A 15,860-nucleotide genomic window follows, 5' to 3' on the forward strand; every position below is an offset into this window, starting at 1 on the left:
KAACATACAAAGAAGAAGTTGCATGGGTATTGGACAATCCGAGTTACGAAGAGCTAATCGAAAAGACGAAAGCTTTTGAAAAGTTTTATAACGAAGAATATCCCCATAGTGCTTTAGGATACAAAAGCCCAAAAGAGATATTCGAAGAATCCATGAGTCTACACAAAATTGCTTGATTTTTTGTCCAGTTTTTCGGGGAGCATTACAATCTCTGACAAAAAACAGAGTGTTTGCAAAGAGAGAAGCGATAGTTATTATGTTAAGCCACCGCACGATTTTTACCGGAAAAACAAGATCTAATAGAATCACAACTAACGGCAAAAAAAGCATAAAAGAAATCGGAGTCATAAGGATTTCCATAATTTATACTCTCCCATGTTTTTAATGAGTCTATCAGTCTTATCCTGGGATAGTTTCAACAGGTTGCTGGTTATTTCCATCCCTTTTTCGGTCTGAAGTCTGACGGATCTTTCGGTGCAGCAATAACAGGGATCAACAGAAGCGAGGGTAATCAATACGTCGGCAAGATTTTCGCCGATACAGGAAGCTTTGTAAGTCGGGATATTAACGTAACTTGGTGCTCTTATTTTGTGCCTGACAGGGCGGTTAGAACCATCCGTTCTTATATAGTGGAAAACCTCTCCTCTTGGAGCTTCGTGCCGTCCTATCCCCTCGCCGGCAGGTATTTCCTTAACGTCATTGTATATCGGCCCTTTAACCTTCCTCAACTTCTCTATTATTTGCCTGATCATCTTTATGCTTTCAAATACCTCTAAAATCCGTACCACTGTTTTGGCAAAAATATCGCCCTCTTCCCTTACAACAACCCCAAAATCGAGCAGATCATAGGCCGCGTAAGGTTCATCTTTCCTGACATCGATAGCAACACCAGAAGCTCTCGCGGTGGGACCAACAGCGCAATAGCTTATTGCCTCTTCTTTGGTGAGTACTCCAACTCCACACAATCTGCTCCTTACCACCGGATCATTCGCTACGGCTTTGGCAACCATAGTTAGTTTTTTCTCGAGAAAGTCAAGTTTTTCATGAACAACAGAATTCAAAGAAACATCGTAATCTCTTCTCACACCACCGATTTTGAACGTCCCATAATGGTTTCTGTTCCCGGTTATCATCTCAATAACCTCAAGTACCGGCTCCCTGTATTTCCATGCCCACATCCACAAAGTATCGTAACCAATGAAATGTCCCGCGAGTCCCAACCACAGAAGATGACTGTGAACCCTTTCTAACTCACCAATAAGAGATCTTATATAGCGGGCTTTAAGTGGGACTTCAATCTCTCCAATATCCTCAAAAGCGTTTATACAGGCAAAGGGATGGGAAGCGGAGCATATACCGCAAATTCTTTCCACCACAAATATAGATTGGTCAAAGGTGCTTTCTTCAGAGATTTTTTCTATACCCCTGTGCATCCATCCGGTTTCCATCTCAATGTCGACTACCCGCTCTCCGTCGAGTTTTATTTTGAAATATTCTGCTTCTTCGAGTAACGGATGAAAGGGTCCAACCGGTAGATTAAATTCTTTACTCATGTTTTCTTCTCTCCACTCTCAAAGGTTTTTTTGGTATCTTCTCATTATTCTCCGTCAGAAGCGGTTTCAATCCGGGATGGTCTATAAACCCAACACCAAAAAGTTCATGAATTTCCCTTTCGATCCAGCTAGCTCCTTCAATAATTTTTGCAATGGAGGGAACAACTGGTTTTTCGACAGGAACAAAGACCTTAGGACAGTAATAACAGCCCGTAAGGTCATCTGAAAAATGATAAATTAACTCAAAGGTTTCTATATTCTCAATAGCCGTTATCGTTGAGAGCCGCACCCCTCTTGTGAAAAGAATCTTTGCAACATTTGTTATGTTTTTAGCATCAACTTTGAAGTAAATACGCTTTCGCTTTTCAGAAAGAAGCTCAATATTTTCCTGGATCGCCGCAAAAAGCTCTTTTTTTCTTTCAATTGGATTCATTTCACAGCCTCCCAAGCAGTTCTGATAATCCGGCTATCATGGTTTCTGGCTTTGGAGGACAACCTGGTATGTACAAATCAACAGGAACAAATCTATCTAAAGGTCCACACCTCGTATAACTCTCCTTAAAGGTTGCTCCAGCCACCGGGCAGGTTCCTACTGCGATCACAAATACAGGCTTAGGAGCTTGGTTATAAATCCTTATAACCCTTTCAGAAACCTTACATCCCCCCATCCCAGTTACGAGCAGAACGTCAGCATGTCTTACTGAACCGACAAGTTTTATTCCGAAACGCTCGAGGTCATATCTCGGCGTTAACATATCGAGAATCTCTATATCGCAGTTATTACATGGTGACGCGCTGACATGAAACACCCAGAGTGATCTTTTCAGAATCTTCGTGTAAAATCCCATATTCATCCCCCCAAAAGTGCTATGAGAAGCGCTATAAAAGCCATAGGTGCCAGTTTCTTCCAGAAAAAACCGAGCATTTTTTCAATTGTTACCCTTGGGTTTATGTTCTTAACCACCACAACGATCAGGAAAGTGATCAGATAGAAAGCTACTATCCACAGATACCTGACTATCGATATCTCCTGAGGAACACCGAAAAAAAGAACGCTCAACAGCAACGGAACAACCAAAAACTTCATTCCTTTTGAAAGCTTCCATAAACCAAGCAACACGCCCGAATACTCGATTTCTACACCACCCGCAAGTTCCGTTTCTGCTTCAGGTAAATCGAAGGGTTGGATTGCTAACTTAGCTTGAATGCAGACCAATCCCAGGATATATGCGATTACTCCAGAGATAGAAGTTATTGCCGGAGAACCGTAGATCAGTCTTAACAGATTGAAATCAAACCCCGATTTCACAACAGGCACCAGAATGACCATAATAAGAACTAGTTCATCAGCAAGAAGCATCTTCAGTTCTCTGGAAGCACCTATACCGGCGTAAACATTCCTCGAAGCAGCGGCTCCAAGAAACGTAGCCATAGAACAAAGGATAAGCAGGTAAATTATCAGTATCACATCCCCTGCGATTCTTATTCCAAGAAAGACAGCACATCCCAGAACAGTAGAAAGGGTTGTAACAGTTGAAAATGAGACAATCGGGGCAAGGACATACACTACAGAGGCTGAGAGTTCAGGGACAATGCTCTCTTTCCCGAACAACTTGAAAACATCCAGAAAATTCTGATACCATGGTGGCCCCACCCTATGCTGGAAAAGAGCACTAAGCTTGCGTTCCAGCCACCATATTATTAAACCTGCAAAACCGGTAAAGAGAATTCCCGGAAATACAATGGTATAAAAAACAATCAAATTATTCTGCCCTCCTTATAACGCCAATTCGGCGCGCGTATCGCAAGATACTTTCCGGCAAAATAAAATCCATTCTCAGGTTGTTCTCTTTCAACATCTAAAACCCTTATTGTGTTACCACTACAGGTTTCAGCACATAAGGGAACATAATTAGAATCAGCATTCATTTGAGAAAGACAGAAATCACAATGTGTGGTCACGTAACTTATCGTTTCTGGAAATAGTGTTCCAAAAGGACACGCAAGGACACAGGATTTACAACCGACACAAAGCAGGTTGTAACGTTTTACTGTTCCATCCGGTTGTCTCTCTAAAGCATCCTTTGGACATGCTTTCACACAATGAGCGTTCTTGCATTGTCGGCAATAAACCGCAAATTCCGCGACCTCTACAATCGAAAGAACGCCATTATTTTTCCCGTGATACAGGTATTCACATTTGATTCTGCTTATATCGCTCTTAATAAGTTTCTCAATATCTATCAGTAGTTTCTTCATGCCCAGATTTCCCCCGGATTCTCAAATTGGTCATAAGTAAATACTGGCCCATCTTTACAAACGAAATAGTGTTCTATGGTGCAATGTCTGCAAAGTCCAACTCCGCAATACATCTTGCTTTCCATCGATAAATAAAGATTCGACGGTTTTATTTTCTTTTCGAGAAGCATTAAAGATGTGAACTTCATCATTATTGGCGGTCCACAAACAGCGGCAACTGTATTTTTCGCATCGAATTCTAAAGGCTTAAGGAGCGTTGTTACGACGCCTATATTACCTTCCCATTTTTGATTTTCTGGAACCCTATCCACTGAAAGGGTTATTCTGACTTTTCCAGTTTCTTCCCATTCTTTCAGCTGATCTTTGTAGATTAAATCTTCCGGAGTTCTCGCACCAAAGCAAGCGGTGATACTTCTGTAATCATCTATATCGTGCATAAGCGTCAGCAGCAGGGAACGAAGAGGGGCGAGCCCAACACCGCCACCAACAATAAGAACATCCTTTCCTTTGAACCTGTCTAGAGGATATCCATTACCATAGGGGCCTCTCAAAGCCACCGTTGCCCCTGGCTTTATTTCATGCATTTTTTCTGTCATGTAACCAACTTTCATTATCGTTACCTCAATAGGGTTTTTCGCGTACTGAGAGGATGATGGAGTAAATGGCCCCTCACCAATACCGGGTAACCCCACCTCAACAAACTGCCCCGTTTTGAATTCAAAATCCTCACCGCACTCTAAAACAAAGGTTTTAATAACTGAAGACTCCTCTACAATCTCTATACACTTTGTCTTTATCGCTTCAAAAACATTGGTCATTTTTTCACCTTCATTTCTTCTCGCATAACCCTCATTGTATTTCTGATGTCTATACCCGCAGGGCAAACATCGATACATCTTCCACAACCAGTGCAACCACTCATACTAAGCTGCTTCACCATGTAATTGAATTTGCAATTATACCTATGATTAAAACGTTTATAGAGCTCAGGTCGAGGATTCCCGCCGCCAGCAACGCGAGCATACCCCTTCAACTGGCAGCTGTCCCAGGTACGAACCTTTGAGAAGGATTTATTTTTACTCTCATCACTCATAATGAAACAGTAACAGGTAGGACAGACAAAATTACATCCCCCACATTCTATGCAGCTGTCAACAGCACTGGTATCGAAAATATTTAACTTTTCGCCTTTGTCCTTGCTTCCCAACGACCACTGTGAATTTATTTCACATACTAGGGTTCTAATCTTTTCCCTTTGATTTTTGAGAACATCAACGACATCAGGTGTCTCTTCAAATGCCGTTAAATTCTTCGACAGTAATTTGAGAAATCTTTCTCCTTTTTCACTTCCAGAGCGAAGTAATAGACGCTTGCCGATCGATGAAAGCGAAACATCATAGTGTTCCTCCGGATACGGATTTATTCCCTGAAGAATGCAATGACAGCTACTTTTCGCTTCTGTGCAATCTGAAGAGATTATCAAAGTTTTTTCCCGAAACTCTTTATAAACAGGATCAACATAATCCCCTTCAAGAAGTGCGATGTCTAAAAGTTGTATCGCTCGAAGATCGCAGCTTTTAACCCCCAGAAGAATTCGTTCCCCACTCTCAAGATACGTCAAAACATCATTTCTTGGTTGGAACAGCAAAATCTTCAAAGGATCAATGGGGTGATATTTATCGAGCACAGGAATCCCATCGCTATCCATGCTTTTCCAGCATTTTAAGAATATTTCTCCATTTTCCTTGACCGGAGCGAATAGTTCGGTTCTTTCGGCCAATCTCTCGAGAAATTCAACAAACTCCTCAAAAAAGACGAGCATTTTGGTATTCCCCTTTGTGATAAAATTCACAACAATTTTTAAACGATAACCCTACTAAACAATGGTTTCGAAATCAAATAAACTTACTCCTCTGAATCTATATACGGATAATGCTTGTAAGCCTCATCAATTAAAGTTTCACTCTTGTTGTATTCGATATAATGTCCCTTACAGCCCTTTCGAGGACAAAAATGAACGTATCCACCAGCTTCAAGCATTAACCGGACCATTTTTTCTCCGCACTCTGCACACTCAAGTTCACCTAACAGTTCTTCGCTACAATGTGGACAAAAAAATTTAGCAGTAACACCATCTGGTATATTGAAAGTTATTTTGTAGTTGTAGCTTCCGTAAACAGAGCTAAGCCATATTATTCCGTGATGTTTTTCATGTACAACTTCTAATTGAATACTTGGATGTTTATCAATAACTTCAGTGGTATTCATGAGAGAACGCTGACAATAAGGACATTTAATGTCAATGGCAAACATAAAATTGCCCCCAATATTCGGATTGGAAACATCAGCTTTGAAGAAACATCTAAAATAAACGAAAGATTAAAGGAAGGAGATTTTAGGACACAACACATTTCCTATGCTGATAAAAAATCCTATCAACTTTTTGATCTAAATACCAAGGAAAAGATGTGTATGAAAAAATAATTTTTGTGGGCAAAATGAAGTAATGTAATGATGTGGAAACTTTTGAAGTCAATCGAGAACCGAGATCCGAGAGTGCTGCTTCGCGGCAGATACGAATCCCTCCGGGATTGTCACGAACTCCTGCGAAGTTGACCCGAACTGCTTCGCAGTGGCTATGCTGGCTCAAAAGAGAAGCGTTGTTTTTATTCTCGTCTTCTCGGGTTCTCGGCTCTCGGGTTTTATACAGCATGCTGTGCCCTTACAATAATCTTGAATCTAAACTCCAATCTATAACACCCAATCTCACTCTGTAATTTTAAGTCACCAGATCCCGGTTCTCGAATCTCGGATCTCTGTCTTTAACACCGTCTACAAGCCTTTTGGGCGTAGCCCAGCACTTCAGTTGCTTTGCAACTTCTCAACCATAAACCCTTTAAGCTGTCTTAACCCATCAAAAACCTTATCAGCCTGACTCAGGTCTAAACCTTGGTTTTCTTTGTGTCTTATAGCATAAACAATCATTCCAGAAGTTTTCGCACTTTTTATTCCAACTGGTGAATCTTCTATGGCAATACAGTTTTCTGGCTCTACTTTGAGATGCTCAGCACATTTAAGATATATGTCGGGAGCTGGTTTGGCATTTTCTACCATATCTCCCCCGATGACGTAATCGAAATAATTAAGGACATCGATGGTTCTTAAAATATCGTAGACAACATTACTCACAGTTGATGAAGCAACACCTAATTTAACTTTGCTGTACAAAAAGTCCAGCAATTCCAGAAGGCCATCGTTTGGTTTCAGCTTGCTTTTTGCTCTTTTCAGAAACTCCTCCATGTATTCTTTTCCGAAATCCTCAGGAGCCAATGGAAGTTTCGCAAGCTCCACAACGATCTTTTGTGCTTCTTTCATTCTCAGTCCCATCTGACGAATAAACAGTTCTTCTGTAATGATTCCACCGTATCTCCTGACAACCTCTTTGCAGGCTTCTCTATACAATCCTTCCGTATCAACGATAACCCCATCCATGTCAAATATCACTGCATCGATCAAGAAAATCACCTCAGATTGAGAATGGATTTGAGATTCTTCACAAGTTTTTTTATCGTTTCTCTTCTAAGCATAACGATGTTATTGAACACATCGATGTCTACAAGAGAGGCTTTGAAAAGAAGACTGATATGATATGAAATAGTGGATTTGCTTAATCCTGTCACTTCTGCCAATTCCTTCTGTGTCGCCGGTTTGTCAAAAAGGTACTGTATTATTTTGAATCTTGTCTCATCTCCTATAACCTTCAAAACATTTCTAACACGATCCTCTAGAGGTATGCTCTCTGAAAAATCTTTTGTTATCTCTCCAAGTCCCATTATGAGCAGATGAAAACTCGGATAAGTCATAAGACCAGAGTTTGTATGGGGTACAGAGTTCTGAAGTGCTACATAAAGCGGTTTGGATTCATCAGGATGTATATCATAGTACTCAAAATAATTCCGTATCGAGTTGTTTATCATTTCAGACTGATAGCTCTTCATAAACTTCCCGATTTCAGAAAAATTGACCGATCTGAGGCCACTTTCTTCGTATATTTTCAACATCTTCCATGTGTTCGATTCAAGAAAGTCCAGTGCCGTTCGCGGGAAAAACAGAAGCTGATTTATGAACCATTTGGAATCTCTGCTGATACCTTCGATTTCTTCTACTCTTCTTGTAAGCTCACCGGGTTTTTCTTCTATCATCTTTTTTACATCATCTGGAGGAATCTTTAAACGTCTTACAGAAAGAACCTGTATGAATCTTTCACGTATGATTTTCAACGTTTCATCATTGAAGTCAAGCGAATCTTCTATCTTCACAATCGTTTTATCAACCATTTTTACTCTGACAGGGAAAAGTATAGGAGCTATGACTCCCAGTTCGTTCATAAAAGTAGTATATATCCTTGTTGACCAATCAAGGGATTTTAGCAGTTTGTCTCTGAATGACAGCATTTCTTTTGACGGAGTATATTCAACTCCAAGTATTTTGAGAACACGCGTAACATCCGTGTTGAAAGAAAAATATATAGCCATCGTAAGATCGTATATTTCAAAATATCCGGTAATGATTTCCATCAATCCTCACCATCCTCATGGAACATGCTTTCCAGAAGGGCTAACAGATTAGAAATGGCATCTTTTTTGAGGGAATAATACATCTTTTTACTCTCCCTCTTTTTCTCCAGCAAACCAAGAGATTGTAAATATGAAAGATGGTGGGAAATTGTGGCCTTTGATAACCCACAAAAAGCTGCCAGTTCATCTACATATTTCGGGCGTTCTGATAGCGCCTTTATTATCATAAATCTGGTAGGGTCAGATAATCCCTTCAAAAGTTCCTTGACAGTGTTTACTGAAAACTCAGAAAATCCTTTTCTGGTGACACTTTCGATATCACCGTATAGCACGACGTAGCGCTTCCCAAATATCTTTATCGGCAATGTACCAAAATCAGGTAAAGCAAACTGAAGGTAAATGTAAAACTCTTCCTCACTGTCAAAATTTAAAACATGTGAACCATAAAAGTAATTGAGAACTTTATTCAAACTATTCTCAGTTATATTTGAAACCTCTCTCCGGCACATCTCATTAATATAGCTTCTCAAACCGGATGATTCGAAATACCTCTTCAGCTCATTCAAGGCGCTCAATGTAATCTCTCGCAGGTGTTCTGGAAAAAGCACAAATTGTGAAAGAAACCAGATGGAATTTTTGGAAAGTTTGTCGGTGTTCTGTAAAGCGCTTAACAGTGTCTTACCGTCCTTCAGGAGTTCTTTTGCTTTGTCCTCAGAAACAGCTAATTTATTCGTTAAAACCACAAACAACAGCATCTCAAAGCGTTTAACAAATTCTTTGTCCAGCTCATCTATGGTTTCCTCGAGTTCGACGAACTTCGAACTGAGGGGAAACCCCGAAAGCACCGGAATTTCTTCCCTAAGATCGGCAAAAACACTGGCAACCGTTCTGACATCCCAGCTTGCTTTGCTTTCAACTTGTTCAACAAAGGAGAAAAGCTCATCCAAATTGCGTGGTTCGGAGCGTAGTTGAGCCTTTTCTGCTTGTTTATCGGAATTCACAGCTGTACACGCCAAAACCAAATCCACAAATTCAACCTGTCCTATAACCAATCTCATTCTGAACCTCCTCGGTTCGAACTTTATCGAATTATAGCATATAACATTTACGATTATTTTCCATAAAGTGACGCTCAATCTGTCTTCTTAAAACTCCTTAAAACACCTGTTTACCATCATCAAGTTAGACCGTCATCGAATAGTAACAGACAATATTTGACAACCATCGAACTCAGTGTTAATATATTGATGGACATCGAAATAAAATCTAAAGCGAGGAGGGGGATGGATATGAAGAAAAATATGAAAAGAGAACCGGTTAATTTGAAAAGTGTCTTTGAAGAAATTGAAAAAATGAAAGTATCTGTTATGTCAAAGAACGGCGCGTTGAACATATAAATTAACACCCCTTCGGCAACAAGTGAGAAACCGCAACCCCCATATGCAACACCCCCCCTTTCCCCACGGAAGAAATGGGATGACACTGGGCCTGAAAAGGCCCCTTTTTTTTTAATAATGTTATTGGTGATAATGTTATAATCTTTCTAGTATTTTTCAAGGAGGGGATTTGGTGAAGACTCTTAAACGGCTTGAACTTTATCTCTTGACAATAGCTGTCCTCCTTGGGATCATAGCATCGTTATTAGCCTACGATATTGTAATAAATCCCATGATAAAGAGTTATCAGATAAATAGACAAAAAAAACAGGAAATGAAAGAGAGAACATATGACGTTCTTGAAGAAATTTCTAGAATAATATTCGCTATTAAAGGCTATTATTATCTTAACCGCTCTCTGCCAGATCCGAACGAAATTCTTAATGATACTGAGCATACCTACAACTATTCCATCGATTTCGAAGAAATGGATGCTGCTTATCGTATAAGCATCCGGGGAAACTTCCCGCTCCTGACTAACCAAAAATATCTCGATGAATTCAGACTTGAGGGAAAGCTTTATTCTACTGAAAATAGCTTTTTGTATGTTGTTTATCTGGACAAGTTTATGTAACACTTGAGAGTGAAGGATATGAATGTAGTCGTTTTTGGTGGAACATTTTGGGATGTTTTCATATATGGTAACAGACCTCATGATGTTGAGATATTAGAACTACCCGGTGGATCCGGTTTGAATATAGCTTTCGGCCTTTATAAACTAGGTCACAGTGTCTGCTTTTTCTCCAATATAGGTAGTGATTGGCGGGGTACAGAGCTTCTTAAGAAACTTTCAGAAAACGGACTCTCCACCTATGGATTAACAATAAGAGAAGGAAAAACAGGTCATCATATCGCTCTCAACGATACCCCAATCGGAGTCGATAGGGGAGTGAACCGTTTGAATATAGAATTTGATAATGACACCTTAAAAAATGCTGATATAGTAGTAATAAACTCCGAAATTCCTGTAGAATCTATCTATAAAATCTGCTCTAAAGCTGAAAAACTTTGTTTTATCGATCTTGGTCCCCGATTTGTCATAGATACCAGCAAACTCAGAAAGTTGTCAAAAGCGAAACTGATCCTCATAGGCAACGAAAAAGAATGTGAAAAAGAGGGTTGTGATGTTATAAAAATGGGATCAAAGGGTGCTTCATGGAAAGGGGTAACTGTTGAAGGAGACCTCCAAAACTATCCTTTTAAAGTGGGTGCCGGTGACATTTTCGATGTAGTTCTCATAGATAGTTTCCTTAAAGGCCTGGACAAAAGAACCTGCCTTGAAAGGGCTGTAACTATATCCCAAACAGCAGCAAAAGAAATAAAGGGCGCTTTTTCGAAGATGATGATATTGGAACAGCAGAGCGGCTGAAGTGCTGAGCTGCGCTCCGGACACTTGCAAAGGTTGATCTGTCATCCTGAACTTGATTCAGGATCTCGTACTTAAAAAAAACAGATTCTGGATTGAACATCTCCAGAATGACAGTGGGGGGTTAAGATTCTGGATTAAACATTTCCAGAATGACGGTTTTTACAACCGCGAAGCGGTTCGGGTCGACCACGCAGTGGTTCGAGGCAACTCCGCGGAGTTCGTAACACCGGCACAGCCGGTCGAATCGACGATTTTTTGTACACCCGTCATCCTGAACTTGATTCAGGATCCCGTACTTAAACCCAGATTCCAGATCAAGTCCAGAATGACAATCCTTTGTCTGTGGTCTTATTTCAAGTAACGTCAACTGCGAAGCAGTTCGTGACAACTCTGAAAGAGTTCGCAACAATCCCGAAGGGATTCGTATCGCTGCGAAGCAGCGCACAGCGTGCTTACCCGCCGTGCAGCGGTCCTTTCAAATCTCAATTCAATACAAAAAAGAATACTCAACCTCCGCATCATAGCGGGTTCCTTCCGATACTTCATAATCCTTAATCAACAACATTTCTTCTAATTCGAAGGAGGGATCAATTCCAAACATATGATTCCATGTGTTTACGCATATTACTGGTCTTCCATCTCTGAATACAACTTCATTGAAAGGAATAATCGCATCACCATGCAAATCTTTCGTATCCTTGAAATGATGCTTGCCGGAAAAAGTACCGAAAAATCTTAATTCTAAAAGCTTTCCATTTTTATCAGTTATGATATGAAAAGTCTCGATATCTTCGATTCGCCCATATTTAAAGAATCTGTAAATGTCATAAATCACATTTATGAAACAATCGGGGTGATCTTCATCCTTAAAGACCACTGTTATCTCGTAATCTATTCCCCTGACACATTCCTTTTGAGACACGAACACCTCTACAATTCCGTTGCTTTTATCGTATTCAGGGATAGCAAATATAGGAAGAATTTCTTCAGGTATGCCCTCCGCTAAGGCAAACCTCAACAATAACACCATTAAAAACATCACGGCAATAAACTTTTTCATACCATTTATCACCCCTTATTACAATAATCGTTGTAGGTTGTTCGAAAAACATCGAGAATCCGAGAAGGCGAGAACCCGAGAAGATGAGAATAAAAACAACGCTTCTCTTTTGAGCCCGCATAACCACTGCGAAGCAGTTCGGAACAACTCTGAAAGAGTTCGCACCACTGGCGCAGCCAGTCGTACCAATCCCGAAGGGATTCGTACCCACGACAAAGTCGTGCTTACCAAATCTTGGACTCTCAATTCTAATACCGTATTTCAAAAGAATCGAAATGCACCGGTGATAGTTCTTCAAGTTCGACTTTACTAACATACGCAAATGGTGGTCCATTCTCAATCTCATTGATAAAATCCTTGAGAACAGAATCCTCAGCCTCGGCTACAACCTCAACACGGCCATCAGCAAGATTTCTTACATAACCAGTGACTCCCATCTTTTTCGCTTTTCTATAAGCAAAATAACGAAATCCAACACCTTGAACAATCCCTGAAAGAAGTATCCTGACTGTTTTCATTGTGTGTTCCACCTCTTCAAAGCCCCAGGTCTTCTCCTACCAGCAAAACGGTGTATCTGCCTTTGCGAGCCGAGCTATCGGTTATCACAACATATGTTTCACATATACGTTGAGTCGAATGACAATCCATACAAATTCCGGTAGAAGTACATGGGGTATGAAGGTTCAATCTTTTAGCGTTCATCGGAGATATATATTTTATGCGTTTTATTGCCTCATCCATATCGGAAACGATTTTGTTCATACCAGCAATGATTATTACTTTATCCGGTCCGAAAATCATCGGTGCTACCCTTGTGCCATGACCATCTAACTGGACAATCTCTCCTCTTATGGTAATCGCATTAGCACTACACAGAAAATAGTCAACTTCGAACATCTCTTTGAATATTTTCCTTTTTTCTTCGGGCGTTTTAGCAGCATATCTGTCTTTAAAATCGTATCTTCCATTTCTGAGAAAATCAAGAACGCCACATTGAGAAAGAGTTATAGATCCACCAACAGCGGCACTGGAACCAGCTGGCATCAGTTCTTCTAATTTAGGAACCACTTCTTCCGGGGTTGAGAGATACACCGCATTGATCCCTCTTTTTGCAAAGTTCTTTACGACAATACTTGCAAGATTATCGTATTTCCATTTCAGAAGTTCTTTTCTCATACACACCCTCCCATAAAATGTTGTTAAATGCTGGTTGTTATAACTTCCCGGAGGAAAACCGAAATCTGATTTAAGTCTACCATCATAGGTGTTACAATGTGAAATGTAGCACACAATGTATTGGAGGGGTACTAATGTTCACAACATATAGAAAATTTCCCAGCAGGATCCTGGAGATAACGTTCAAAAAAGATGGGGAGTCTGTTTTGCCAGAAAGCCCTGCTGTTGTCATGAAACCCATGGCTACTGTGAATAACCTTATTTCTTTCAACTTTTTCAATTCCTGGTTGAAGAAAGATTCGGAAAATCATTATTCCTTCAGTAGTACAAACGGATTATGGAGCGAAATGGAAATTCGAGAGAAACCGAAAGGATTTGAAATAAAAATAAGAATTGATCCGGAAGACGGCATCTTTGGTTTCGGTGAGGAAATCGGAGCTTTGAACAAACGGGGTAAGGTGTATGAGATGTACAATACAGACGAACCAGACCATTCACCAACCAAAACTCGTCTCTACTCATCTTTTCCGGTTTTCATGATCCTGTCACCAAAGAAATCTCTCGGATTCTTCCTCGACCACCCTGGTTACAGCAGATTTGATCTGGCTTTCACCAAAGAAAACGAAATAATCATCGACGTTGAGGGTGAAGGGTTCAAACTTTATCTCCAGGGAACAACTCCTGATGAGATTATTAAAGCTTTTACTGAACTTACAGGAAAACCTCACTTCTTCCCGGTATGGATACTCGGATACCAACAGTCACGCTGGTCTTATCCTAACGAAGAAACTATAACTGATCTCGCGGAAAAGTTCAGGGAGAAGAAAATCCCCTGTGATGTTCTTTATCTTGATATAGATTATATGGAGGATTTCAAGGTCTTCACATGGAATAAAAGAAGCTTCCCAAATCCAGAGAAACTGCTGGAAAAATTAGAAAATCAGGGATTCAAGGTCATAACAATAATCGACCCCGGGGTAAAGATTCAAAAAGGTTACGAAATTTATGAGCAGGGGATTAAAAGAGATTATTTCTGCAAAAAACCGGATGGTTCACTGTTTGTCCCGTACGTATGGCCAGGACCATCTCACTTCCCTGATTTCATGAATTCTAAAGTTCGTGAATGGTGGGGAAAGCTATGCAGTGATTTTACAAAAACGGGGATAGCGGGCATCTGGAATGACATGAATGAACCATCTATTTTTATGACAGCAGAATCTCTTCGTGAATTAAAAACGATTGTGAATAACATCGAAGAAGATATGGGAATAGAAGCAGGATTTATTTTAAGCCAGCTTGATGGTCGAAAACGTTATAGAGACTACGGTGTGGAATTTCAACATACCGATGACACAGGCAAAAAATTTCTGAACAGACAGGTTCATAACCTCTTTGGATTCAACATGTCACGCGCAACTTACGAAGGTTTTCAAAAAAGCGATCCCGATAGAAGGCCAGTTGTGATAACCCGTTCCGCTTATCCGGGAATTCAACGGTATGCGATTTTGTGGACGGGTGACAATGCCAGCCTATGGGAACATCTGTTAATGGAAATTCAAATGGCTCAGTCTCTTGCACTCGCTGGGGTGAATTTTATCGGTTGTGATGTTGGAGGATTTGGCGGTAATTCTTATGGGGAGCTTTTGGTAAGATGGACCCAGTTTGGTGCGTTTCTGCCTTTCTTTAGAAATCACAGTGCCATAGGCACACGAAATCAGGAGCCATGGGTTTTCGGCGAAGATGTTGAAGAGATTGTACGTAATTATATTGAACTCAGATATTCTCTAATGCCATACATTTATTCGATACTCAGAACAGCAACAGTAACGGGAATACCGATGGTCAGGCCTCTATTGCTTGAATGGCCTGACAACCCCCAGACTTATGAAACCGATGACGAATATCTATTTGGTCCAGCGCTTCTGGTGGCTCCTGTTTATCGTCCCAACGTCAGGGTAGGTATGTTTACCTACCAGATGGAAAATGGATGGACTTTTTCAATGAAAAAATTTTGGATAGCGGCCATCACTACGTTGAAGCGCCTCTAGATAAAATGCCTCTATTTATACGTGAAAATTCGTTGATCCTGACAACAGAAGTCAACCAGTATCTTTCTAATGCAGTATGGAAGACAGTAAAAATAAAGGGATTTGTTACCACAGCTGCAAGTTTCGAGCTTTATGAAGATGATGGAATCAGCAGGAAATATCTTGAAGGTGAATATTCGCTGAAAAAAATAGAAGTCTGGAAGTCTGAAAACAAATACCTTGCAAGGATATATCCTCAGGAGGGAAAACTTGAGATTCCAGCAAGAAAACTGAGTATAGAGATTTTTGATGGGAAGAGGTTCTGGAAAGGTGAAATCGAAGACAGTAAAGAGGGGTTGTGCATAGAATTGCATTAAAAAACTAAGAAAAACGATAAAAGATA

The 15,860-nt window shown here is 40.3% G+C and carries 18 protein-coding genes and 1 pseudogene; 5 read left to right on the forward strand and 14 right to left on the reverse strand.

Features of this window, described 5'->3' with window-relative positions:
- Window positions 1–176, forward strand: a 176-nt coding sequence (locus DU53_RS12105) for an integrase core domain-containing protein (RefSeq protein ID WP_153020808.1), incomplete at its 5' end; no start/stop codon positions are given.
- Between the two features lie 168 nt (window positions 177–344).
- On the opposite strand, the gene DU53_RS02915 is transcribed toward DU53_RS12105, so the two are convergent.
- The 11 genes from DU53_RS02915 to DU53_RS02965 all read right to left on the reverse strand — a co-directional run bounded on the left by DU53_RS02915 (window position 345) and on the right by DU53_RS02965 (window position 9,447).
- The gene (locus DU53_RS02915; protein ID WP_012745069.1) at window positions 345–1,553 is read right to left on the reverse strand and encodes a nickel-dependent hydrogenase large subunit; all 1,209 of its coding nucleotides are present in this window, start codon (window positions 1,551–1,553) and stop codon (window positions 345–347) included.
- Complete coding sequence (locus DU53_RS02920; protein WP_012745070.1) at window positions 1,546–1,986, reverse strand: NADH-quinone oxidoreductase subunit C; 441 nt, start codon at window positions 1,984–1,986, stop codon at window positions 1,546–1,548. Before DU53_RS02920 ends, DU53_RS02915 begins: the two co-directional genes overlap by 8 nt.
- Window position 1,987: 1 nt before the next feature.
- Window positions 1,988–2,401 carry an NADH-quinone oxidoreductase subunit B family protein gene (locus tag DU53_RS02925; RefSeq protein WP_012745071.1) on the reverse strand — a complete coding sequence of 138 codons (414 nt, stop codon included), beginning with the start codon at window positions 2,399–2,401 and terminating at the stop codon, window positions 1,988–1,990.
- Window positions 2,402–2,403: 2 nt separating this feature from the next.
- Window positions 2,404–3,315, reverse strand: a complete 912-nt coding sequence (locus DU53_RS02930) for a complex I subunit 1 family protein (protein WP_012745072.1) — start codon at window positions 3,313–3,315, stop codon at window positions 2,404–2,406.
- Window positions 3,312–3,812: a 4Fe-4S dicluster domain-containing protein gene (locus DU53_RS02935; protein WP_012745073.1), complete on the reverse strand. Its 501-nt coding sequence runs from the start codon at window positions 3,810–3,812 to the stop codon at window positions 3,312–3,314. The genes DU53_RS02930 and DU53_RS02935 overlap by 4 nt, the downstream gene beginning before the upstream one ends.
- Window positions 3,809–4,630: an FAD/NAD(P)-binding protein gene (locus tag DU53_RS02940; protein WP_012745074.1), complete on the reverse strand. Its 822-nt coding sequence runs from the start codon at window positions 4,628–4,630 to the stop codon at window positions 3,809–3,811. The genes DU53_RS02935 and DU53_RS02940 overlap by 4 nt, the downstream gene beginning before the upstream one ends.
- Window positions 4,627–5,634 carry a 4Fe-4S dicluster domain-containing protein gene (locus tag DU53_RS02945; protein WP_012745075.1) on the reverse strand — a complete coding sequence of 336 codons (1,008 nt, stop codon included), beginning with the start codon at window positions 5,632–5,634 and terminating at the stop codon, window positions 4,627–4,629. Before DU53_RS02945 ends, DU53_RS02940 begins: the two co-directional genes overlap by 4 nt.
- 83 nt (window positions 5,635–5,717) lie before the next feature.
- The gene (locus tag DU53_RS02950; RefSeq protein WP_012745076.1) at window positions 5,718–6,125 is read right to left on the reverse strand and encodes a hypothetical protein; all 408 of its coding nucleotides are present in this window, start codon (window positions 6,123–6,125) and stop codon (window positions 5,718–5,720) included.
- Between the two features lie 549 nt (window positions 6,126–6,674).
- Window positions 6,675–7,328, reverse strand: coding sequence for an HAD family phosphatase (locus DU53_RS02955; RefSeq protein ID WP_012745077.1), 654 nt, complete (start codon window positions 7,326–7,328; stop codon window positions 6,675–6,677).
- Window positions 7,329–7,333: 5 nt separating this feature from the next.
- Complete coding sequence (locus DU53_RS02960) at window positions 7,334–8,389, reverse strand: transcriptional regulator (protein ID WP_063727386.1); 1,056 nt, start codon at window positions 8,387–8,389, stop codon at window positions 7,334–7,336.
- Window positions 8,389–9,447: a helix-turn-helix transcriptional regulator gene (locus tag DU53_RS02965; RefSeq protein ID WP_063727388.1), complete on the reverse strand. Its 1,059-nt coding sequence runs from the start codon at window positions 9,445–9,447 to the stop codon at window positions 8,389–8,391. Before DU53_RS02965 ends, DU53_RS02960 begins: the two co-directional genes overlap by 1 nt.
- 511 nt (window positions 9,448–9,958) lie before the next feature.
- Between DU53_RS02965 and DU53_RS02970 the strand changes: the two genes are divergently transcribed.
- Together DU53_RS02970 and DU53_RS02975 are read left to right on the forward strand one after the other, a co-directional pair.
- Window positions 9,959–10,399, forward strand: a complete 441-nt coding sequence (locus tag DU53_RS02970) for a hypothetical protein (RefSeq protein ID WP_012745081.1) — start codon at window positions 9,959–9,961, stop codon at window positions 10,397–10,399.
- Window positions 10,400–10,417: 18 nt separating this feature from the next.
- A complete protein-coding gene (locus tag DU53_RS02975) occupies window positions 10,418–11,194 on the forward strand; it encodes a PfkB family carbohydrate kinase (RefSeq protein ID WP_063727389.1) in 777 nt (258 codons plus the stop codon).
- A gap of 487 nt (window positions 11,195–11,681) precedes the next feature.
- Here DU53_RS02975 and DU53_RS02980 read toward each other — a convergent pair whose 3' ends face one another.
- From DU53_RS02980 to DU53_RS02990, 3 genes are all read right to left on the reverse strand, one after another.
- Entirely contained in the window at window positions 11,682–12,254 is a 573-nt protein-coding gene (locus DU53_RS02980; protein ID WP_041288847.1) for a hypothetical protein, read from the reverse strand.
- 248 nt (window positions 12,255–12,502) lie between these two features.
- Entirely contained in the window at window positions 12,503–12,772 is a 270-nt protein-coding gene (locus DU53_RS02985) for an acylphosphatase (RefSeq protein ID WP_063727391.1), read from the reverse strand.
- Between the two features lie 16 nt (window positions 12,773–12,788).
- Window positions 12,789–13,430, reverse strand: coding sequence for a lactate utilization protein (locus DU53_RS02990; protein ID WP_063727394.1), 642 nt, complete (start codon window positions 13,428–13,430; stop codon window positions 12,789–12,791).
- Window positions 13,431–13,669: 239 nt separating this feature from the next.
- Between DU53_RS02990 and DU53_RS02995 the strand changes: the two are divergent.
- Window positions 13,670–15,456: pseudogene (locus DU53_RS02995) on the forward strand (glycoside hydrolase family 31 protein); the annotation flags it as partial.
- Between the two features lie 27 nt (window positions 15,457–15,483).
- Window positions 15,484–15,834 carry a DUF5110 domain-containing protein gene (locus DU53_RS12110; RefSeq protein ID WP_161484737.1) on the forward strand — a complete coding sequence of 117 codons (351 nt, stop codon included), beginning with the start codon at window positions 15,484–15,486 and terminating at the stop codon, window positions 15,832–15,834.
- Window positions 15,835–15,860 lie beyond the last annotated feature (26 nt).

Origin of the sequence: Kosmotoga sp. DU53, from assembly GCF_001639905.1 — a bacterium.
Taxonomy (GTDB): Bacteria; Thermotogota; Thermotogae; order Petrotogales; family Kosmotogaceae; genus Kosmotoga; species Kosmotoga olearia.